This window comes from Saccharomonospora glauca K62 (assembly GCF_000243395.2).
GTDB lineage: Bacteria > Actinomycetota > Actinomycetes > Mycobacteriales > Pseudonocardiaceae > Saccharomonospora > Saccharomonospora glauca.
Map to the genome: position 1 here is coordinate 1,211,872 of NZ_CM001484.1, position 20,275 is coordinate 1,232,146.

A 20,275-nucleotide genomic window follows, 5' to 3' on the forward strand; every position below is an offset into this window, starting at 1 on the left:
CCGCGTCGAGACGCCGGAACGGCAGGGGAGAGTGAGAGGGACGGTCAAGGCGCGGCGGCGCGAGCCCCGCCGCGAACGAACATAAGTGAACTGAGGTTGGTGCATCATGGCGCCCACAGGGTTGTGGTTGATCGGTGCCAGGGGTTCGGTCGCCACCACGGCGATCACGGGGCTGCTCGCGTTGCGGTCCGGAGTCGTTCCTCCCGTCGGTTGTGTCAGTACGCTGCAGGAGTTCGCCGATGTCCCGCTGCCGGAGTGGGAAGACCTCCGCGTCGGAGGACACGACATCGTCGACACTCCCCTGGAGAAACGAGCCGAACTACTCGCCGAGGCCGGCGTGGTTCCGCATCGGGTCCTCGACGCGGTGCGCTCCTCACTGTCCGAAGTAGAAAGTGACTTGCGACCCGGCTACCACCCGGCGACGCACGCGGGCACGCAGGCGGAGGCGGCGCGGAACCTAACCGCGGACATCACCGAGTTCGCGCGCAGGCACGACCTGGCCAGGGTCGTGGTGATCAACGTGTCGTCGACCGAACCCGTGTTCCCCGCTCTGTCCGAACACGACAACCTGGGTGCACTGGAGGCGGCCATGGCCGTTCCCGGTCGCACGGTGCTGCCGCCGAGTTCGGTGGCAGCCTACGCGGCGTTGCGGGCGGGGTGCTCGTTCGTCGACTTCACGCCGTCGACGGGCATCCGGATTCCCGCGTTGAGAACGTTGGCCGACCGGCAGCGGGTGCCTTACGCCGGGGCCGACGGCAAGACGGGCGAGACCCTGGTGCGCAGCACGCTCGCGCCCATGTTCACCACACGGGGCTTCACGGTGCGGTCGTGGTCGGGTACCAACCTCCTCGGGGGCGGCGACGGCATGACGTTGGCCGACGCCGAGCATGCGGGCAGCAAGCTCGCGTCCAAGGGCCGGGGGCTGGCGACGCTGCTGGGCGGGGACGTCACCGCGCCCCTGCACATCGACAACGTCCCCGACCTCGGGGAGCAGAAGATCGCCTGGGACCACGTGTCGTTCGAGGGGTTCCTCGGCGCCCGCATGAGCCTGCAGTTCACGTGGACCGGCTACGACTCCTCGCTCGCCGCGCCGTTGGTGCTCGACCTGGCGCGCTTCACGGCGGCGGCCCACGCGGCGGGGCGGACGGGGCCGTTGGCCTCCCTCGGGTTCTTCTTCAAGGATCCGATGGGCAGTGACGAACACCGGCTCGCGCATCAGTTCTCCGAACTCGTCGAGTGGGCGGGCACGCTGTGAGCGCGTACGTCGAGCTCGTCCGGGCGCCCGCGGCGTTGACCGTGGTGGGCGACACCGTGGCCGGCGCGGCGGCCGCGGGAGTCCCGTTACGCGGCCGAAGGCGCTTGCTGCCTTTGGCGTCGACGGCGTTCTACTGGGCGGGCATGGCGCTCAACGACTGGGCCGACCGGGATCTCGACGCGGTGGAGCGTCCCGAACGTCCCATCCCGTCCGGACGGGTGAGCGCGAACGCGGCATTGGCCACGGGGGCCGCCCTCACCGCCGCCGGGCTCGCGTTGGCCCGACTCGGCGGGGGCGCCCGCGCGTGGCGTACGGCGGTGCCGCTCGCCGCCTGCCTGTGGGCGTACGACACGGCCCTGAAGGGCACGGCGTTGGGACCGGCGGGGATGGCGGCGTGCCGGGCGTTGGACGTGCTCATGGGCGCTTCCGGGCGGGAACGCGCGGCCCTGCCCGCGGCGGGAGCGCTGGGCGTGCACACGTTCGGCGTCACCACTCTGTCCACGGGGGAGGTGCACGGTACCAACGCCCGTACCGCGGGGAGTGCTCTCGCGGCGACGGTGACTTCCGCTGCCTCCGCCGCGGTGGCGCGGCGACGTTCCCCCGCCGTTGGTGGTCGGGCGCGACGGGCGGCCACGGCGGCGTTCGCGGGCGCGTACGCGCTGACCGTGGGCCGCGCCCAGTACGCGGCCCTGCGGAACCCCTCGGCCCAGCGGGTGCGCGAGGCGACGAAAGCCGGTATCCACGGCATGGTTCCGCTTCAGGCCACCATCGCGGCGAGGCACGGAGCCGTGCGTGCCGCGACGCTGCTGGTGACCGCTCTGCCGCTGGCGCGGCGACTCGCGAGGAAGGTGAGCCCGACGTGAGCACACTGCGATTCGGATACGGCACCAACGGTTTCGCCAACCACCGGCTCGACGACGCCCTGGCGATCATCGCCGACCTCGGCTACTCGGGGGTGGCGTTGACGTTGGACCACGCGCACCTGGACCCGTTCGCCGCCGACGTGGCCGCGCGGACGGCGCGGGTGGCGAAACGACTGTCGGAACTGGGGCTCGGAGTGGTGGTCGAGACCGGCGCCCGGTTCCTGCTCGATCCGTGGCGCAAGCATCAGCCCACCCTGCTCTCCGACGATCCCGGCCCCAGGCTGGACTTCCTGCGCCGGGCGGCCGACATCGCCGTCGACCTCGGTGCGGAGTGCGTCTCGTTCTGGTCGGGGGTCGCCGATCCCACCGTGGACGACGACACGGCGTGGCGGCGGCTGGTGTCCACGGTGTCGGAGGTCCTGGACGGGACGAAGGCCCGGTTCGCCCTGGAACCCGAGCCCGGTCACTACGTCCAGCACCTCGACCAGGCGTTGGCGTTGCGGCGGGAGCTGGGCGAGCCCGACCGCCTCGGCATCACGCTCGACGTCGGGCACTGCGTGGCGGTGGAGCCCGTCAGCGCCGCGGAATGCGTTCGCAAGGCCGGTGACCTGCTGTTCAACGTGCAACTGGACGACATGCTCCCCGGCGTGCACGAGCACCTGGAGTTCGGGGAAGGACGGCTCGACCTCGCCGAGACACTCGGCGCGCTGGCCGAGATCGGCTACTCGGGGCTGGCGGCCGTGGAACTGCCCCGGCACAGCCACGCCGCCCCGGACGTCGCTCGCCGGGCGAAGGTGGCGTTGACGGCGGCCGACTGGGTGGTCGACGCGCAGGAGGCGATCCGGTCCGATCCCACCCGCATCCGCACGCTGTTCCCGGCGGTGGGCCGGAAGGTTGGGCGCACCGCCCTCCGCCCGGACGTCGACCCGGAAGGGCTCGTGCACGGCACCGTCGACGACCACGCGCGCGGCAAGCTCCTGGCCGCGCTGGGCTCGGCCTTGGACGCCGACGCGCTCGTGAAGGAAGTGGAGGAGTTGTACCGGTACGGCGACGGCGCCGAGCGTCGCGGCGTGCTGCGCAACCTCCACGTCCTGCCCACCGACGACCCACGGGTGGTCGAGGCCGGGGTGCGGTTGGTGGCCGACGCGCTGAGGGCCAACGACACCGGGTTGGTGGCCGCCGCGCTCGGGCCGTTCGCCGCCGACCACCTCGACGACCATGGCTGGCGGCACGGCGTCCTGAAGTTCCTGTTCACCGGCGTGCCCACGGCGGCCGTCGCCGGGTTGTCCCGACGCTGCGACGCCGAACTGATCCGCATGGTCTCCGACTACGTGGCCGAGAGGAAGGCCGCGGGCCGCACCGTGCCCGCCGATGCCGAGGCGATCCTGGCCCTCGGCGCCACCCGTGACGAGGAGGTCGCCCGATGAAGATCTTCGATCCGCACATCCACATGACGTCGCGCACCACCGACGACTACGAGAACATGTACGCCGCCGGAGTGCGCGCCCTCGTCGAACCCGCGTTCTGGCTCGGGCAGCCTCGCACGAACGTCGGTTCGTTCACGGACTACTTCGACGGGCTGATCGGGTGGGAGCGGTTCCGGGCCTCGCAGTTCGGCATCCGGCATCACTGCACGATCGCGTTGAACCCCAAGGAGGCCAACGACCCTCGGTGTACCGAGGTGCTCGACGTGCTGCCGCGCTACCTCGCCAAGGACGGCGTGGTGGCCGTCGGCGAGGTCGGATATGACTCGATGACCGACGCCGAGGAGAAGGCGTTCACCCAGCAGTTGGAACTCGCGATCGAGCACGACCTGCCCGTGCTCGTGCACACCCCGCACCGCGACAAGCTCGCGGGCACGCGACGCACGCTCGACGTCGTCCGGGAGTCGGGCATCGACCCGGCCCGCGTGGTGGTGGACCACCTCAACGAGGTCACCGTCGGACTCGTCGCCGAGTCCGGGTGCTGGATGGGCTTTTCCATCTATCCCGACACGAAGATGGACGAACACCGCATGGTGGCCATCCTGAAGGAGTACGGCACCGATCGGATGCTGGTGAACTCGGCGGCCGACTGGGGACGTTCCGACCCGCTCAAGACCTACCGCACGGGCAATGCCATGCTCGAAGCCGGATTCAGTGAGTCTGAAGTGGACAAGGTGTTGTGGGACAACCCCGTCGCGTTCTACGGGCAGAGCGAGAAACTGATGCTCGACCCGTTGCCGGGGGCGGCCCCGACGGCCGAGACGTTCGAGGGCAACTCCGTGCTGCGCGGCGCGAGGAAGTGAGCCGTGCTCTCCTACTGCACCAACGTGCATCCCGCCGAGGATCTCGACGGCATCGTCCGGCAACTCGACACCTACGCCGTGCCGGTGCGGGAGCGGCTCGGACTCGACCTGCTCGGCGTGGGATTGTGGCTCGCCGCCGACGTGGCGTCGGCACTGGCCGAGGACCCCGATACCAGGGCAAGGTTCGCCGGTGAGCTGAAGGCCAGAGGGCTGGGAGTGCAGACGCTCAACGCCTTTCCGTACGGCGGTTTCCACGACGACGTCGTCAAGCACGCGGTGTACGTTCCGGAGTGGACTGACCCGCGCAGGCTGCGCTACACCCGCGACTGCCTGACCGTGCTGGCCGACCTGCTGCACGAGGACGCGAGCTACGGCAGCATCTCGACGTTGCCACTGGCCTGGCGTGAGCCGTGGGACCCGGCCGATGACGAGCGCGCCGCGAAGGCCTTCGAGGAGGTCACGGCACACGCCAAAGCATTGTCCGAACGCGACGGAAGGCTATTGCGGCTGGCCGTGGAACCCGAACCCGGATGCGTGCTCGACACGGTGGCCGACGCGGTGTCGTGGCTGTCCGGTCGGGTCGACCCCGACCACGTCGGGGTGTGCCTCGACACCTGCCACCTGGCCGTGTCGTTCGCCGACCCGGCACGGGAGGTACGTCGCGTCCACGACGCCGGGCTCGACGTGGTGAAGGTGCAGGCGTCGGCCGCGCTGCACGTCGAGAACCCGGCCGAGGATCGGGCTCGTGCGGCGCTCGCCGAGTTCTGCGAACCTCGCTACCTCCACCAGGTGCGGGAGCTCTCGCCCACCGGGGAGGTCCTCGCGGCCGACGACCTCGACGCCGCGTTGACGGATCTGCCGGGAGCCGGACCCTGGCGCGTGCACTTCCACGTGCCGCTGCACACCCGGCCGGCCCCACCGCTCACCTCCACCACGGACGTGCTGGTCGACGCGATGACCGCTCTGGACGAGAGCGGACGACCACGTCCTCACGTCGAGGTCGAGACCTACACGTGGACGGTACTGCCCGAGGCCGACCGCACCGATCTCGCCGTCGGGATCGCCGACGAACTGGGCTGGGCACGGACGGAGGTAGCCGCATGAGGAAACTGTTGGTGCTCGACGTGGTGGGCATGACGCCCGACCTGTTGCGGCACATGCCGAACCTGTCGAAGGTGGCCGCCAAGGGATGGCAGGCCGAACTGGGCACTGTGCTCCCCGCCGTCACGTGCAGCGTGCAGTCGACGCTGCTCACCGGAGCGATGCCCGCCGAGCACGGCATCGTGGGCAACGGCTGGTACTTCCGGGACCTCGGCGAGGTCTACCTGTGGCGGCAGCACAACAAGCTCGTCCAACGGCCGAAGGTGTGGGAGGTCGCGCGGAAGGCGTACCCCGACTACACCGCCGCCAACGTGTGCTGGTGGTACGCGATGGGCGCGACCACCGACATCACGGTCACCCCGAGGCCCATCTACCACGCCGACGGGCGCAAGTCGCCCGACTGCTACGTGCGTCCGCCGCATCTGCACGACGCGCTAACGGCCGAACTCGGGGCGTTCCCGCTGTTCCAGTACTGGGGGCCCACGGCATCGATCACCTCGTCGAAGTGGATCGTGGAGGCCACCCGGCGCATCCTGCGCACCGACAACCCCGACCTGCTGCTGGCGTACGTGCCGCACCTCGACTACGACCTCCAGCGGTACGGTCCCAACTCGTCCCAGGCGGTGAAGGCGGCCCGCGACGTCGACGCCGTCCTGGCGCCGTTGCTCGCCGACGCCCAGCGAGCCGGGACCACCGTGGTGGCACTGTCCGAGTACGGCATCACGCCCGTGGACACCCCGGTGGACATCAACCGGGCGCTGCGGCGGGAAGGGCTGCTGGAGGTCTACACCCAGGACGGCATGGAGTACCTGGACCCGTGGACGTCACGGGCGTTCGCCGTGGCCGACCACCAGGTCGCCCACGTCTACGTCGCCGACGACTCCGACCTGCCGAGGGTTCGCAAGATCGTCGAGAACCTCACCGGTGTGGACGAGGTCCTGGACCGCGAGGCCCAGGCTCGGTACGGACTCGACCACGAGCGGGCGGGTGAGTTCGTCGCGGTGGCCGAACCTCGCGCGTGGTTCACCTACTACTACTGGTTCGACGACGACCACGCGCCCGACTTCGCGCGGGGCGTGGAGATCCACCGCAAGCCCGGCTACGACCCGGCCGAGCTGTTCCTGGACCCGACCGATCGCTTCGCCAAGGCCAGGGCGGGGCTCAACCTGGTGCGCAAGAAGCTCGGGCTGCGCTACGCCATGAACGTGGTGCCCACCGACCCGAGGTGGGTACGGGGCTCACACGGCCGGCTTCCGGACTCTCCCGAGCACGGTCCGGTGCTGGTCTGCTCCGATCCGGCCGTGCCTTCCGCCGTGGAGGCCTCCGGCCGGCTGTCCGCCACGGACGTCCACCACCTGCTCCTGCAACTGCAAGGAATCCGAGAGGGAACTCAACGATGAGCCGACCGGTAACGCTGTTCACGGGCCAGTGGGCCGACCTGCCGTTCGAGGAGGTGTGCCGACTCGCCTCGGAATGGGGATACGACGGGCTGGAGATCGCCTGCTCGGGCGACCACTTCGAGGTCGATCGGGCCTTGGCCGAGGAGGACTACGTCGCGAACAGGCTGAAACTGCTCGAATCCTACGGCCTCAAGGTCTGGGCCATCTCCAACCACCTCGTCGGCCAAGCGGTGTGCGACGACCCGATCGACGAGCGGCACCGCAACATCCTGCCCGCCCGGATCTGGGGAGACGGCGATCCCGAGGGGGTACGGCAGCGAGCCGCGGCCGAGATGGCCGACACGGCCAGGGCCGCCGCGAAACTGGGCGTGGACACCGTCATCGGCTTCACCGGGTCGAAGATCTGGAAGTACGTGGCGATGTTCCCTCCGGTGTCCGCGGAGATGATCGAGGACGGTTACGCCGACTTCGCCCGGCGCTGGAACCCGATCCTCGACGTCTTCGACGAGGTGGGGGTGCGGTTCGCCCACGAGGTGCACCCCAGCGAGATCGCCTACGACTACTGGACCACCAAGCGGGCGCTGGAAGCCGTGGACAACCGGCCCGCCTTCGGCCTGAACTGGGACCCGTCGCACTTCGTGTGGCAGGACCTCGACCCGGTGGGCTTCATCCTCGACTTCGCCGACCGCATCTACCACGTGGACTGTAAGGACACGAAGAAGCGGCTGGATGGCCGTAACGGCAGGCTCGGCTCGCACCTGCCCTGGGCCGACCCGCGGCGGGGCTGGGACTTCGTGTCCACCGGACACGGTGACGTGGACTGGGAGAGCGCCTTCCGGGCGCTGAACGCCATCGGCTACACCGGGCCCATCTCGGTCGAGTGGGAGGACGCGGGCATGGACCGTTTGCGGGGCGCCGCCGAAGCCGTGCAGTACATCCGCGCTCATCTTTTCGACAAGCCGGAAGCCGCCTTCGACGCCGCGTTCAGCACGGAGAGGTGACGAGACGCCATGAGAGACACGAAGCTGTCCCGCAGGGCGATGTTCCGCACCGCGGTGGGAGCCGCGGCCGTCGTGGGGCTCACCGGAGCGATGAGCGGTACCGCCCACGCGCACTGGGGCGTGGGTAGACGCATTCCCAGAAACCGGATCAGCATCCAGCTCTACACCCTTCGGAACCTGCTGGAGGCGGACCTGGAGGGCACGCTGGAGGCGTTGGCCGACATCGGCTACCGCTCCGTGGAGCTCGCGGGCACCTACGGGCGCTCCGCCGCCGAGTTCCGCCGGTTGCTCGACCGCTACCACCTCAGGGCGACTTCCGCCCACGTCGCGTTCGACGGTGCCGACGTCGACGACCTCATCGAGGAGGCGAGGACGATCGGTTACCGGAAGGCGGCCTGCGCCTACGCCAACTACTCCACGCTCGACGAGTGGAAGGCGTTCGCGGAGCGGCTCGACAAGGCCGCGGCGGCCTTCCGCAGGGCGGGCATCTCGTACGGGTACCACAACCACGACCACGAGTACCGGCCCATCGACGGCGTCCGGCCCATCGACGTCATCGCCGAGCGCACCAGCCCTCGCAACGTGCACCTGGAGTACGACCTGTACTGGGTGATCGAGGGCGGGGCCGACCCGGTGGTGGAGTACTTCCGCCGGTTCGGCCGAGTCCTGCAGTTCCACGTCAAGGACCGTGGGCAGGACGGCGGTTGGGCCGACGTCGGCACGGGCACCATCGACTGGGCGACGCTGTTCCGTCGGACGTGGATCGGGCCGATGAAGCAGTACATCGTCGAACACGACGACCCGGCCGACCCGCTGAACACGGCCAAGGTGGGCTTCGACTACCTGGTGAACCTGCGTTTTTGATTCCTCCGGTGGTTCCGGCCGTGGGTGGTGGGCGCACCGCTCGCGGCCGGAAACCGAGCATGGCGCGCTGGGAACTCACCCGAGGACCCGGATCCCGCGCGGAAGCCCATGCAGCTGGCCGGGTGGCGTTCGTCACCGACGAGACACGCCGGATCACCGGCCGGGTGCTCGGCACCGAAGGTGGCTTCGCCTGCCTCCGCGAGGCCGGTGACGTCGGGAACTCAGCCGTTCCGTTGGCCTGTCAGGATTCGCAGGGCGTTCACCGTGGTGTAGCCACGCCATTCCAGCTCGGCGGCGGGGGAGTAGCTGCCGAAGTCGACGGTCCGGCCTCCGTCGGCCGCCTGCTGCGACCTCAGCCGGGCGAGGTCGTTCTCCACCGCTTCCGGTGACAGCAACGCGCGGGCGGGTCCGGGCAGCGGTGCGAAGTCCAACGGCCGCATGTACTCGTCGGCGGCGCCGCCCTGCACGTGGACGGTGCCGTCGTCGGGCACGAACGTTCCCAGGATGGCGAGGAGCTCGCGACCCGTCTCGGGATTCCGGCTGCTCAGTATGTCGGCGAAGCGCACGGCGAAGGCCAGCTCGATGGCGTGGGGAGTGCGCCGCTGCCGGCGCAGGCGCCGGATGGCCGACACACAGAACTCGGTGGCGCGCGCCAGCCACGGATGGTCGGCCACGGCCCGGTCGTGGGCGGCCACCCGGTGGGCGTGCTGGGCCACGACGGCGGTGATCTGGAGGGACGAGGTCGTCGGGTCGGCCTCGACCCAAAACGGCGCGCAGTTCTCGGGACGGGTGACGGGCAATGCGAACGGCAGCCCGCCGTCGGGCAACGTGACCGTCAGCAACCAGTCGCAGAGTTGTTCGGCCTGAGAGGTCGTCACCGGGGCGAGTTCCGCCATCACCTCGAAGGCGTGCAGGGCGGCGGAGGGTTGGCTCTCGGGTGACCGCAGATCGGGTTCGAGACCGTGGCCGTACCCGCCGTCGGCGTTGCGGTAACCCGCGAGCGCCGACAGGGTCGCCGACGGATCTCCCGTCCCCACGAGCAGCCGGAACCGGTGTCGGTCGAGCAGTCGGGCGTTCGCCGACAGGAACGTCGATGCGGCCTCAAAGACTATGTCGTTCGTCACAAGGGGACGGTACCATGAATTCGAACACGCGTTCGACAACTGTCGAGGGGGTGCGACGGTGGCCCTCGCCGTGGTGCCACGGTGAGGGCCACCGTCGGTGTTCACCGAAGCGCGGGGTTCACCTGGAACGGGAACTGCGTCAGGTCGTCCTCTCGCGTCGGCTCGTCCCCGCTCCGGGGGACGGGGAACTCGGTCAGGGCCGACTCCACCGTCGGGTACAGCGGCAGTGCCTCGGCCAGACCCACGGCTTCGATCGGTCTCCGGACCGCACGCTGTGTGGCCACCACGCGCAAAGGAACGCCCTTGCGTACGGCGGCGTCCTGGGTGTCGAGCAGTAGAGCCAGTCCCGCCGAGCCCAGGAACGAGACCTCACCGAGGTCCACGACGAGCGACTGGGGCGGCGACACGGCGTCGAGTGCCCCGGCCAGGTGCTCGGCGAGTTCGCCCCTCGTGCTGAGGTCGATCTCCCCGCTCACCGTGACCACGACTCCTGCTTCGTGACATTCAGTGGTTAAACCCAGCAGTGAAGTGGGTACTGCCAATTCGGACACGGCACCTCCAGCGGTGTCCACATCAACCGATAGGTCGAACTACGTCCGGCCGCTTTCTACTCAACCGCCCGACGCCCAAAGACTAGCCCGGACGGCGCAACGTGCAAAGACCAGAATCGCTGGGCACTCCCCAATCGGAGGATTTTTTCCGATATACGAGGAGTGATCCGACGATGACGCGCGTTCGAGAAATCATGACCACGAACCCACTGTATGCGGAAACCAGCGAGACGGTGACGCACGCGGCCCGGACGATGGCGGACAAGGGGGTCGGTGCGCTGCCCATCCGGGGGGAGGACCACAAGCTCAAGGGGATGCTCACCGATCGCGACATCGTGGTGAAAGTGCTGGCAGAGGGCAAGGACCCGGTGGCCGTGCACGTGGGGGAGCTGCCGAGGGACGAGGTCGTCGCGGTGGGGCCCGACGACGACGTGGAGGAGGCGCTGCGGCTGATGTCGCGTCACCAGGTACGGCGATTGCCCGTCGTGGAACACGAGGAACTCGTCGGAATGGTGGCGCAGGCCGACGTCGCGCGAGAACTTCCCGACGCCGAGGTGGGAGAGACCGTGGAGGGCATCTCGCGTGACTGATCGAGTGAATTCGTTAGGGTTTGTCGTCGGGTTCGGAAAATAGTCGCTGACTAGTTCCAGGAAAGTAGCGGAGACAAAACGTGAAACGTTTCCGCTATTGTCCTGGCGACAATTCAACGACCCAACCCGTGATACGCGAAGCCCGCCCGCTCCAGGAGCTCGGGGTCGAGCAGATTACGCGTGTCGACGATCGTCGCGCGTTCGCTCAGGGCGGCCAGCAACGCCCAGTCGAGGTCGTGGAACTCCGGCCACTCCGTCAGCACCACCAACCCGGCGGCGTCCTTGGCCACCAGCGTGACGTCGTCCACCACCTGGACCACTCCGGCCACGCGGTCGCGGTCGATGCCGGGGTCGTACCCGGTCAGCACCGCACCGGCCTCCGCGAGCCGCGTCGCGACCGCGAGCGCGGGCGAGGCGCGCACGTCGTCGGTCCCGGCCTTGAACGTCAACCCGAGCAGCCCCAGGCGTAGGCCGTCCAGACAGCCGTCGGTTGCTCCGGTGACGGCTTGCCGAACCTTGGTCACCACGCGCTCGTGCTGGTGTCGGTTGGCCGCCACCGTGTCGGCCAGGAGCGCGAAGTCGACACCGGCCTCGTCCGCCGTGTGCAGGAGCGCGCGGGTGTCCTTTGGCAGGCACGACCCGCCCCAACCGGGGCCGGGGGCGAGGAACGCCGAGCCGATGCGCGGGTCGAGACCCATGACCCGTGCCACATCGACGATGTCGGCGCCGAGGCGTTCGCACAGCTCGGCGAGCACGTTGACGTAGGACACCTTCACCGCGAGGAAGGCGTTGCTCGCGTACTTCGCCAGCTCCGCGCTCGCGGGGTCGGTGCGCAGGACCGGGGCCGCCACGCCGTCGTAGAGCGCGGTCACGAGGTCGGCGGCCGTCGGGTCGGTCGCGCCGACGACGATGCGGTCGGGGTGCAGGAAGTCGTGGACCGCGTGTCCTTCCCGGAGGAACTCGGGGTTGCTCACCGCGGGCCGCCCCAGCAGCCGTTCCGTCCGTGTGGTCGTGCCGACCGGCACCGTCGACTTCACGGCCACGACGCAGTCGGGGTCGAGGACCTCCGCCAGGGAGCCGACCGCGGCGTCGAACGCCCGCAGCTCGGTGGCGCCCTCCGGCCCCGTGGGGGTGGGAACGCACAGCACGACCACCTCGGCACGGGACAACGCGTCCGGGTCGGTGGTGAAGGCGAGTCGCCCTTCGGAGAGTCCCTCGGCGACCAGCGCGCCGAGGCCCGGTTCGGCGATCGGGATCTCGCCACGGGACAGGGAGGAGATCTTGGTGGCGTCGACGTCCACGCCCGTCACCCGGTGTCCCAGGTGGGCCAGGCAGGCGGCGCTGGTCAGTCCGACGTAGCCGGTGCCGACGACACCGACGGCGAGACGATTCCGGTCCGTGCGGTCCGACATGGGTCACCTCCGGCGAGCAGCCTTCGGGCGGCGTCGAGTACGGCGGACACGGTGAGTCGCAACAGTCCCGCGTCCGGGGTCGGGGCATGGGGATCGCCGACGGTGCCCGCCCAGAGCACGACGTGCTGGGGTCGGGTGGCGGGCGGTCCCCAGCGGCTGGGAGGAGTGGGACCGAACAACAGCACCGACGGCGTCCCGAAGGCCGTGGCGAGGTGACCGACCCCCGTGTCACCGCAGACGACGAGCGCGGCGTCGGCCACGAGCGCCGCCAGGGTGCCGAGATCGTGGCCCGCCAGCACGGCGGACGTGCCGAGCCCCGCCCGCACGGCCACCTCGGTGGCCAACGGCCGTTCCGCCTCGCTGCCGGTGACGAGCACGGGGGTGTCGGTGCCCGCCAGGTCGGCGGCGAGCGCGCGTGTCACGGCGGCGAACCGCTCCGGAGGCCACCTGCGCGCTCCGAACGCCGCTCCGGGATGGACGATCACGGCGTTCGACACGGGAGCCGGTACGGGTGGTGCGGCCAGGGTGAGATCGGTGGGGTCGGCGGGGATGCCGTGCCAGCGGAGCAGCTCGCACCAGCGAGCCACCTCGTGCACGTCGTTTCGCCACTCGGGGCCGTCGAGGTGGGGATAGTCGGGATGCCGGTGGGTGAGCAGGTGCCGCGGCCGGGTGGCCAGCAGGTCGGCGATGCTCTCCGGGCCGCTGCCGTGGAGGTTCACGGCGAGGTCGACGGAAGGCGCCGGGGGCAGCGCCGACAACCCCGGCGTGGGCAGCAGCTCGATGCCCGGCCCGTCGGGGTCCACCAGTTCCACGAGGGGCGCCAGAGGGGCGGGCGCGGCCAGCACGAGCCGGTCGTCCGGCCGTGCCCCGCGCAGCGCACGCAACGCGGGCACGGCGGTCAACAGGTCACCGAGCCCGAGCGCGCGCAGCGCGAGCGTCACGGCCATGAGCCCTCTTCCGAATGGCAGACGACCAGTTCCCGGACCTCGCAGCCCTCGGGTTGCCGCAGTGCGTGCAGGACGGCTCGGGCCACGTTCGCCGGGTCGTTGAGCTTCGCGCCGACCGGGGGCTTGTACTTCTCGTCGCGGGAATCGAAGAAAGCGGTGTGCATGCCACCGGGCACCAGCAACGTGACCCCGATCCGGCCGGCGGTCTCGGCGGCGAGCGCGCGGGTGAAGGCGACGACCCCCGCCTTCGACGCGCAGTAGGCCGTGGCGTCGGAGACCGAGCGCAGTCCGAGCGTGGAGGAGCAGGTGACGACCTTGCCCCGTGAGCGTTCGAGGTAGGGCAGGGCCGCGCGCACGACGGCGGCGGTGCCCAGCAGGTTGACCCGTACCACACGTTCCCAGTCCTCGGTGGAGACGGCGTCCAGCCTGCCGGGGACGTCGATGCCCGCGGCGGTGAACACGGCGTCGAGCCCGCCCGCCCGCTCGGCCAGCTCCCGCACCGCGTGCTCGGCGGCGGGCGTGTCGGCGAGGTCGACCAGGGCGTGGTCCACCCCGGTGGCCTCGGGTGGCTTACGGTCGAGCACGAGCGGGGTGTCGCCCGCGTCGAGGACCTCCCGGACCGTCGCGGCCCCGAGTCCCGACGAACCACCGCTGATCAGGATCTTCATCGTGCCTCCTCGCTTCCCTCGTTCACCGGCTCGTCCCCGAGAGCAACCGCGTCGTGGAGTAGCCCTCCACGACCGGCACCAGCACCACCTCGCCGCCGTGGCGGCGCACCACCTCGGCCTCGGGGAGTTCACCGCCCGCGTAGTCGCCGCCCTTGACCCACACGTCGGGGCGCAGTCGTTCGAGCACGGCCGACGGCGACGACTCCTCGAACACCACCACGGCGTCCACGGAGGACAGTTCGGCGAGCAGGCGGGCGCGGTCGCTCGCCGTGACGACCGGCCGTCCGGGGCCCTTGAGTCGCCGAACCGACTCGTCGGAGTTGAGGCAGACGACGAGCGCGTCACCCAGTGACCTCGCGTGGCGCAGCAGACTCACGTGCCCGGTGTGCAGGAGGTCGAAGCACCCGCCCGTGGCGACGAGCCTGCCGCCGCGTCTGCGCACGGACTCCGCGAACGCGAACACCGGCGCGGCCTCGCCCGGCGGGAGGGGGAGCTCACCGTCACGGTGGGTGTCCTTCGTGGACAGGGCGGTGGCTCCCCCGGCGGCGACGAACCTCGATGCGGCCTCCACCGCCGAGGTCACGGCGTCGACCACGTCGGCGCCGGCGGCCAGCGCGGTGAGGGCGGCGCCGGCGAATCGGTCACCCGCGCCGCAGGTGTCGAGCTGCCGGCCGGTGAGCGTGGCGCCGTCCGGGACGCCAACGGCGAGTGCGGTTCCGTCCGGGACGGCGAGCGCCGCACCGCGTGCTCCCAGCGTCACCGCCGCGGCGTGACAGCGCCACCGCCGCCGCACCGCCCTCGCGGCCTCGGCCGGACCGAGCTGGGGGTCCGTGACCGAGTGGGCCTCCCGCTCGTTGGGGGTGGCCAGTGTCACACCGGACACGGGCGCGGCCCCGTGCGGATGCGGGTCCCACACCACCGGCACCCGCCGGGCGGCCTCGGTGAGCAGCCGCCGCACGTGGGGGTGCGCCGTGAGTCCGCGACCGTAGTCGGAGACCAGCACCGCGCCCGCATCCCGGAGCGTGTGCCGCACGCGCTCCGGCAGCGGGCCGTGGGTGGCGCGGCCGTCGCCGGTGTCCAGGCGCGTCACCGACTGCCCGGAGGCCCTGATCCTGGTCTTGCGCACCGTCCCGCCCGCCAACGGCAGCCGGAGTACCTCGACGTCACGGGCCAGGAGCGCGGCGAGCTCCCGCCCCGTGTCGTCGTCGCCCAACGCCGTGACGAGCCGCACGTCACCTCCGGCGTGCGTGGCGAGCAGGGTTGCCGCGAGCCCGGCGCCGCCCGCCCGCACCCATTCGCCCTCCACGTCCACCACGGGCACGGGCGCCTCGGGAGACAGCCGGGTGGCGGTGCCCTCGACGTCGACGTCGAGCAGCGCGTCGCCGACCACCACGAGCGGCCTCATGCGGGCACTCCCAGCGTGCGGTCGAGCTGGGCGCAGAGTGCGTGGACGACCGCGAGGTGGACTTCCTGCACGGTGGCCACGTGATCGGCGTCCACCGCCACCGCGTCGTCGCACAGCGCGGTGAGGGGATTCGGCTCCGGGCCCGTCAACGCCCAGGTCACCATGCCGAGTTCGTGGGCCATCTTCGCGGCGGCGACCACGTTCTGACTGCGGCCGCTGGTGGACAAGGCGACGAGCACGTCCCCCGGCCTGCCGTGGGCGCGCACCTGCCGCGCGTACAGCTCGTGCTCCCCGTAGTCGTTGACGATCGCCGTGGCGGCCGAGGTGTCGGCGTGGAGGGCGATGGCGGACAGCGGTCGTCGGTCGTGGCGGAACTTGCCCACGAGCTCGCCGGTGAGGTGTTGTGCCTCGGCCGCGCTGCCGCCGTTGCCGCACGCCAGCAGCCTGCCTCCGTCGGTCAACACCTCCGCGAGTCGCTTCGCCCACGCCTCGATGGTCGGCGCCGCGGCGCGCACCCGGTGCAGCGCGTTCTCCAGTGCGCGGAAATGCTCTTCGATCACGACACACCTCCGGGGGGTTTTGTGCCGACGCGCGAGGCGGTGGCGGCACCGTCGTTCCCGCGCCCGGTCGTGCGCGCCAGGGCCTCCACGGCCTCGACCACGTCCGCCGGGTCGATCGCCAGGCACGGATGGTTCGGAACGGGACAGCGCCGGGCCCCGGTGCCCTTGCACGGCGCGTCCCGGTCTCCCAGCACCACACTGGGTACGCCGTAGGGGGCCCAGCGGGCGCTGGGAACCACGGGGGCGAACAGGGACACCACGGGGGTGCCCACGGCCGCGGCGAGGTGCGCCGGGCCGGTGTTGGGGGCCACCACCACGCGGGCCGCGGCCAGGACGGCGGCGAGTTCGGCAAGCGACGTCGCACCTCCCAGGTCGACGACCCGGCCCGCGCGCGAGTCCGCGGCGAGGGCGACGCGCGCGGTGAGGTGGCGTTCGGAGGGAGCGCCGGTGAGGATCACGCGATGTCCCGCCTCGGCGAGCGCCGACACCACCGCGGCGGTTCGCTCCCACGTGGGTTGCCGCGCGGGAACGGAGGCCGCCGGATGGACCACCACGAACGGGTCCGGACCGGTCAGCGCTCGGGTGTCGGGCAGCGGACGACGGACGGCGAGCGTGCCGTCGTCGCCCTCGGGCAGCGTGAACCCGCCCGCGGTGACGAGCGACAGCGCGCGTTCGGACTCGGGCGGGTCCCCGTCGACTCGGTGTCTGAGATCCAACAGTGATCCGGGGTAGTCGTCGCTGATCGCGCCGATCCACGGCACCCCCGCGAGTCGCAGCACGAGCGCCAGCGGCAACGGGGACTGGTGGAAGGAGGTGAGGACGAACGCGGCGTCCAGCCGCAGGTCCCGGATCTGCTTCACGAGCGCGTCGACCGATGCCTCGGTCAGAGCGGGTGGTTCCGGGTCGATCCACGGCGCGCACCACTCCACGATCTCGTCCACGCCGGGGAGCAGCTCCGCACCGGCGCGCCCGCGTGGTCCGGCGAGCAGGACGACGTGGTCGGCGTGCGCGGCCACGGCCCGGACGGCGGGGCCCGCCAGCAGCACGTCGCCGATGTTGTCGAGGCGCGCGACGAGGACCCGGCCCGTCATGTCAGCCCCAGTGCGATTCTCGCGGCGGTGAGCAGGTCGGGGGCGACGACCGCGTGGCGGCGGGCCAGCTCCACCTCCTCGGGCAGGGTGCGGGCCGTCGGCACGAGGATCGCCCGCGCCCCCGCCGTCAGCGCGGCCTCCACGTCGGAGCCGATGTCGCCGACGACCACGCAACGGCGCACGTCCACCCCCAGCTCCTCGGCGGCGCGGGTCACCAGGGTGGGCCGGGGTTTCCGGCACGGGCATCCCTCGTCGGGGGCGTGGGGGCAGTACTGCCAGGTCTGGAACGGTCCGAGCAGTTCGTCGACGCGGCGGGTGACGGCCCGGAACTGTTCCGGGGTGATGTGTCCTCGCGCCAGACCGGACTGGTTGCTCACGACCCCCACGGGAACTCCCGCCGTGCGCAGGAGGTCGAGCGCGTCGGCCGCGCCCGCCATCGGCCGTACCTTCTCGGGGTCGGACAAGTACGGCACGTCCTCGATCAGGGTGTCGTCCCGGTCGAACAGCACCGCGCGACCGCGTCGGACCCGCCACTCTCCCGCGAGGCGGTGGGCGCAGGCCACGGGAGGGATCACCGCGCTCGTCACGGCCATCCGGACCACTTCGCCGGGAGTGCGCGGTCCCGGTGCGATTCGGCGAGTGGCGAACTCCGCGGTTAGTCCCGTCCAGAGTCCGGCGGCCAACGCCACCTTCGGGGATCTGACGGCGGCCAGTGCGAGTGCCGCCAGTCCCGCCACGGTCGTCAGCGCGTGCCTGCCGAGCCGACCGGGGCCCTCACCGGCCTCGTCCCGCCAGCGGGCGCCGTGTTTGGCGCGCATCAACGCGTTGTCGGCGTTGCCGCGTTGTCGGCGCACGCTCGCGAAGAACCCGCCGCGCTTCGGGGGATGGGTCGTCACACGCTCGCCCTCGACGATGCGCCAGCCCGCGCGCCGTACCCGCAGGGCGAGGTCGGCGTCCTCCCGGTAGGCGCGAGGGAAGCGTTCGTCGAACCCGCCGACCTCGATCAGGGCCTGTCGCCGGTAGGCCATGTCGGCGGTGATCCAGCGAGCTCGCGTCAACGCGAGCGTGTCGCGTTCGTCGTCGGTGGGCTCGCGGGTGCCCGGGAGCGGGACGTCGATCCGGGCGACGGAGGCGGCCACGTCGTCGGCGAGCCCGGTGAGGTCGTCGACCAGGCGGGCGGGCCAGTCCCGTGACGGCAACACGTCGTCGTCGAGGAACGCGACCCACTCGGTCCTCGCGGCCCGCCATCCCACGTTGCGGGCGGCCGCCGGGCCGCGACCGCCCGAGGCGAGTACCCGCACGGGCGGACCGAGTTCCGGCGGTGTCAGGGGGGAGTGGGCCCGGTCGGAGGGGCGATCGTCGACCAGGAGCACCTCGTCGGGCGCGGGACCCTCACCGTGCGCGAGTCCCCGTAACAGTGGGACGAGAGTGTCACGTCCCGTCGTCGGGATCACGACGGTGTAGGCCGGGGGACGGGGTGCGCGTTCCGAGTCACGCCGTCGGGTCACGCTGTCCCTCCCTTGCGCCACACGGCGAACGGTCCGATGGCGAGCAGGTCCACCGGCGCGGAGCCGAAGCACTCCAGCGCGTCCCGGGGGTCGTCGACCATGGGTCGTCCCGCCGTGTTGAGGCTCGTGTTCACCACCGTGGGCAGTCCGGTCCGGCGTTCGAACGCGGACAACATGCGGGCCAGCAACGGTTCTTCGGCGGAGTCCACGGTCTGTATCCGCGCCGTACCGTCCACATGCGTCACCGCGGGGACGCGATCGCGCCAGCGCGGGGCGACGTCGTGGACGAAGAGCATGTACGGACTCGGGATCGGCCCTCGGGAGAACAACTCGGAGGCACGCTCGGCGAGTACCATCGGCGCCACGGGCCGGAACTGCTCGCGGCCCTTCACGTCGTTCAGCCGTTCCAGGTTCTCGCGCCTGCCGGGATGGGCGAGCAGCGACCGGTGTCCGAGCGCGCGGGGCCCGAACTCGGCGCGGCCCTGGAACCAGGCCACGATCGCGTCGTCGGCGAGGGCGGCCGCCACGGTCTCGGCGATGTCGTCGCACCGTTCGTAGGGCACTCCGGCCCGACGCAGCCACCGCTCCAGTTCGTCGTCGGTCCAGCTCCTGCCCAGGTCGGCCCCGGTCATGGGAGCGACGGGTTCGCCGAAGTCTGTGGAGAGCTGCAACGCGGCGCCCAGGGCCGTGCCCGCGTCCCCCGCCGCCGGTTGCACCCAGATCCGGTCGAACGGGCCTTCGTCGTACAGGCGGGTGTTGGCTACGCAGTTGAGTGCCGTGCCCCCGGCCATGGCCAGGTCGGTGTGACCGGTGCGCTCGTGCAGCCAGCGCGCGAGGTCGAGCAGCACCTCCTCGGTCACCCGCTGCACGCTGGCGGCCAGATCGGCGTGCTCGGCGAGGAACTCCCCGTCGGGGCGTCGGGGCGGTGCGAAGCGCGCCCAGTCCACCGGCGCGGTGCGGAACCCGCCGTCCCCGGTGGCGAAGATCGATTCGCGGAGCTCGGAGGCGAACCTCGGGGTTCCGTAGGAGGCGAGCGCCATGACCTTGTACTCGTCGCTGGAGCGGCGAAAACCCAGGTGCGCCGTCGCGCTTTCGTAGGTGAGGCCGAGGGAGTGCGGAAGAGTCTGGTGGGCCAGTTCCAGGAACTTGCCGTCGCGGTACTCGCCCAGCACCGACGACTCGGCTTCGCCGCGACCGTCCGAGGTGAGGACGGCGCAGTCACCGAACGGCGCGGCGAGGGCCGCGGACGCGGCGTGGGCCACGTGGTGCCGAACGAAACGGACGATGCTCGGGTCCAGCCCCGGCAGCGCCGTCTTCAGGAACTGCGGTGCTCGCCGAGCGTAGAGCGTGCGCAGTTTCTCCCAGCCCCCGGCGTCCACGCCGTCGAGCGTTTCGTCGACCAGCCCCGGATCGTAGGAGTACGCCACGGCGTCGAGTTCGGACGCCTCGATGCCCGCTCGTTCCAGACACCACGCCGCCGACTTCTCCGGTAACTCCCAGGCGGAGAACGGGACGGCGGCCTTGCCGTGCTTGCGGCGGGTGAACCGTTCCTCCTCGGCGGCGGCGACGATCCGGCCGTCCACAACGATCGCGGCCGCGGGGTCGTGGAAGACGGCGTTGATTCCGAGTATCCGCACTCGTGCCCACC

Annotated in this window: 19 protein-coding genes; 9 read left to right on the forward strand and 10 right to left on the reverse strand. The window is 71.2% G+C overall.

The window, feature by feature from the left end; genetic code table 11:
* The first annotated feature begins 106 nt into the window (after positions 1-106).
* Genes SACGLDRAFT_RS05795 through SACGLDRAFT_RS05830 form a run of 8 tightly spaced genes read left to right on the forward strand, consistent with a single transcriptional unit; the run spans position 107 to position 8,771 of the window.
* The gene (locus tag SACGLDRAFT_RS05795) at positions 107-1,255 is read left to right on the forward strand and encodes an inositol-3-phosphate synthase (RefSeq protein WP_005462630.1); all 1,149 of its coding nucleotides are present in this window, start codon (positions 107-109) and stop codon (positions 1,253-1,255) included.
* A complete protein-coding gene (locus SACGLDRAFT_RS05800) occupies positions 1,252-2,118 on the forward strand; it encodes an SCO3242 family prenyltransferase (protein ID WP_005462631.1) in 867 nt (288 codons plus the stop codon). Before SACGLDRAFT_RS05795 ends, SACGLDRAFT_RS05800 begins: the two co-directional genes overlap by 4 nt.
* Positions 2,115-3,545, forward strand: a complete 1,431-nt coding sequence (locus SACGLDRAFT_RS05805) for an EboA domain-containing protein (RefSeq protein ID WP_005462632.1) — start codon at positions 2,115-2,117, stop codon at positions 3,543-3,545. Before SACGLDRAFT_RS05800 ends, SACGLDRAFT_RS05805 begins: the two co-directional genes overlap by 4 nt.
* Positions 3,542-4,405, forward strand: a complete 864-nt coding sequence (locus tag SACGLDRAFT_RS05810; RefSeq protein ID WP_005462633.1) for a TatD family hydrolase — start codon at positions 3,542-3,544, stop codon at positions 4,403-4,405. The genes SACGLDRAFT_RS05805 and SACGLDRAFT_RS05810 overlap by 4 nt, the downstream gene beginning before the upstream one ends.
* A 3-nt stretch (positions 4,406-4,408) precedes the next feature.
* The gene (eboE, locus tag SACGLDRAFT_RS05815) at positions 4,409-5,509 is read left to right on the forward strand and encodes a metabolite traffic protein EboE (protein ID WP_005462635.1); all 1,101 of its coding nucleotides are present in this window, start codon (positions 4,409-4,411) and stop codon (positions 5,507-5,509) included.
* Positions 5,506-6,906, forward strand: coding sequence for an alkaline phosphatase family protein (locus tag SACGLDRAFT_RS05820; RefSeq protein WP_005462639.1), 1,401 nt, complete (start codon positions 5,506-5,508; stop codon positions 6,904-6,906). Before eboE ends, SACGLDRAFT_RS05820 begins: the two co-directional genes overlap by 4 nt.
* Entirely contained in the window at positions 6,903-7,907 is a 1,005-nt protein-coding gene (locus SACGLDRAFT_RS05825) for a sugar phosphate isomerase/epimerase family protein (RefSeq protein WP_005462641.1), read from the forward strand. The genes SACGLDRAFT_RS05820 and SACGLDRAFT_RS05825 overlap by 4 nt, the downstream gene beginning before the upstream one ends.
* A 9-nt stretch (positions 7,908-7,916) precedes the next feature.
* Positions 7,917-8,771 carry a sugar phosphate isomerase/epimerase family protein gene (locus SACGLDRAFT_RS05830; protein WP_005462643.1) on the forward strand — a complete coding sequence of 285 codons (855 nt, stop codon included), beginning with the start codon at positions 7,917-7,919 and terminating at the stop codon, positions 8,769-8,771.
* 221 nt (positions 8,772-8,992) lie between these two features.
* Here SACGLDRAFT_RS05830 and SACGLDRAFT_RS05835 read toward each other — a convergent pair whose 3' ends face one another.
* Complete coding sequence (locus SACGLDRAFT_RS05835; protein ID WP_005462656.1) at positions 8,993-9,895, reverse strand: hypothetical protein; 903 nt, start codon at positions 9,893-9,895, stop codon at positions 8,993-8,995.
* A gap of 101 nt (positions 9,896-9,996) precedes the next feature.
* A complete protein-coding gene (locus SACGLDRAFT_RS05840) occupies positions 9,997-10,467 on the reverse strand; it encodes an anti-sigma factor antagonist (RefSeq protein WP_005462657.1) in 471 nt (156 codons plus the stop codon).
* A 152-nt stretch (positions 10,468-10,619) separates the two neighbouring features.
* On the opposite strand from SACGLDRAFT_RS05840, the gene SACGLDRAFT_RS05845 reads away from it, so the two are divergent.
* A complete protein-coding gene (locus tag SACGLDRAFT_RS05845) occupies positions 10,620-11,036 on the forward strand; it encodes a CBS domain-containing protein (RefSeq protein ID WP_005462660.1) in 417 nt (138 codons plus the stop codon).
* Positions 11,037-11,149: 113 nt separating this feature from the next.
* Here SACGLDRAFT_RS05845 and SACGLDRAFT_RS05850 read toward each other — a convergent pair whose 3' ends face one another.
* Genes SACGLDRAFT_RS05850 through SACGLDRAFT_RS05885 form a run of 8 tightly spaced genes read right to left on the reverse strand, consistent with a single transcriptional unit; the run spans position 11,150 to position 20,264 of the window.
* Positions 11,150-12,448: a UDP-glucose dehydrogenase family protein gene (locus tag SACGLDRAFT_RS05850; protein ID WP_040918639.1), complete on the reverse strand. Its 1,299-nt coding sequence runs from the start codon at positions 12,446-12,448 to the stop codon at positions 11,150-11,152.
* A complete protein-coding gene (locus tag SACGLDRAFT_RS05855) occupies positions 12,382-13,395 on the reverse strand; it encodes a glycosyltransferase family 9 protein (protein WP_005462662.1) in 1,014 nt (337 codons plus the stop codon). Before SACGLDRAFT_RS05855 ends, SACGLDRAFT_RS05850 begins: the two co-directional genes overlap by 67 nt.
* Positions 13,386-14,063, reverse strand: coding sequence for an SDR family oxidoreductase (locus SACGLDRAFT_RS05860; RefSeq protein ID WP_005462663.1), 678 nt, complete (start codon positions 14,061-14,063; stop codon positions 13,386-13,388). Before SACGLDRAFT_RS05860 ends, SACGLDRAFT_RS05855 begins: the two co-directional genes overlap by 10 nt.
* A 22-nt stretch (positions 14,064-14,085) precedes the next feature.
* The gene (gene rfaE2 / locus SACGLDRAFT_RS05865) at positions 14,086-15,468 is read right to left on the reverse strand and encodes a D-glycero-beta-D-manno-heptose 1-phosphate adenylyltransferase (protein ID WP_005462664.1); all 1,383 of its coding nucleotides are present in this window, start codon (positions 15,466-15,468) and stop codon (positions 14,086-14,088) included.
* The gene (locus SACGLDRAFT_RS05870) at positions 15,465-16,028 is read right to left on the reverse strand and encodes a D-sedoheptulose-7-phosphate isomerase (protein ID WP_005462665.1); all 564 of its coding nucleotides are present in this window, start codon (positions 16,026-16,028) and stop codon (positions 15,465-15,467) included. Before SACGLDRAFT_RS05870 ends, rfaE2 begins: the two co-directional genes overlap by 4 nt.
* Positions 16,025-17,119, reverse strand: a complete 1,095-nt coding sequence (locus tag SACGLDRAFT_RS05875; RefSeq protein WP_005462666.1) for a glycosyltransferase family 9 protein — start codon at positions 17,117-17,119, stop codon at positions 16,025-16,027. The genes SACGLDRAFT_RS05870 and SACGLDRAFT_RS05875 overlap by 4 nt, the downstream gene beginning before the upstream one ends.
* The gene (locus tag SACGLDRAFT_RS05880; RefSeq protein ID WP_005462667.1) at positions 17,116-18,627 is read right to left on the reverse strand and encodes an HAD-IIIA family hydrolase; all 1,512 of its coding nucleotides are present in this window, start codon (positions 18,625-18,627) and stop codon (positions 17,116-17,118) included. The genes SACGLDRAFT_RS05875 and SACGLDRAFT_RS05880 overlap by 4 nt, the downstream gene beginning before the upstream one ends.
* The gene (locus SACGLDRAFT_RS05885) at positions 18,624-20,264 is read right to left on the reverse strand and encodes a carbamoyltransferase family protein (RefSeq protein ID WP_005462669.1); all 1,641 of its coding nucleotides are present in this window, start codon (positions 20,262-20,264) and stop codon (positions 18,624-18,626) included. The genes SACGLDRAFT_RS05880 and SACGLDRAFT_RS05885 overlap by 4 nt, the downstream gene beginning before the upstream one ends.
* Positions 20,265-20,275 lie beyond the last annotated feature (11 nt).

What these genes read in the sequence shown, in the direction of transcription:
- SACGLDRAFT_RS05795 (WP_005462630.1), top strand. Translation starts at nt 107, where the DNA reads ATGGCGCCCACAGGGTTGTGGTTGATCGGTGCCAGGGGTTCGGTCGCC.
- SACGLDRAFT_RS05810 (WP_005462633.1), top strand. Translation starts at nt 3,542, where the DNA reads ATGAAGATCTTCGATCCGCACATCCACATGACGTCGCGCACCACCGAC.
- SACGLDRAFT_RS05820 (WP_005462639.1), top strand. Translation starts at nt 5,506, where the DNA reads ATGAGGAAACTGTTGGTGCTCGACGTGGTGGGCATGACGCCCGACCTG.
- SACGLDRAFT_RS05825 (WP_005462641.1), top strand. Translation starts at nt 6,903, where the DNA reads ATGAGCCGACCGGTAACGCTGTTCACGGGCCAGTGGGCCGACCTGCCG.
- SACGLDRAFT_RS05830 (WP_005462643.1), top strand. Translation starts at nt 7,917, where the DNA reads ATGAGAGACACGAAGCTGTCCCGCAGGGCGATGTTCCGCACCGCGGTG.
- SACGLDRAFT_RS05845 (WP_005462660.1), top strand. Translation starts at nt 10,620, where the DNA reads ATGACGCGCGTTCGAGAAATCATGACCACGAACCCACTGTATGCGGAA.
- SACGLDRAFT_RS05850 (WP_040918639.1), bottom strand. Translation starts at nt 12,448, where the DNA reads ATGTCGGACCGCACGGACCGGAATCGTCTCGCCGTCGGTGTCGTCGGC.
- SACGLDRAFT_RS05855 (WP_005462662.1), bottom strand. Translation starts at nt 13,395, where the DNA reads ATGGCCGTGACGCTCGCGCTGCGCGCGCTCGGGCTCGGTGACCTGTTG.
- SACGLDRAFT_RS05860 (WP_005462663.1), bottom strand. Translation starts at nt 14,063, where the DNA reads ATGAAGATCCTGATCAGCGGTGGTTCGTCGGGACTCGGGGCCGCGACG.
- rfaE2 (WP_005462664.1), bottom strand. Translation starts at nt 15,468, where the DNA reads ATGAGGCCGCTCGTGGTGGTCGGCGACGCGCTGCTCGACGTCGACGTC.
- SACGLDRAFT_RS05875 (WP_005462666.1), bottom strand. Translation starts at nt 17,119, where the DNA reads ATGACGGGCCGGGTCCTCGTCGCGCGCCTCGACAACATCGGCGACGTG.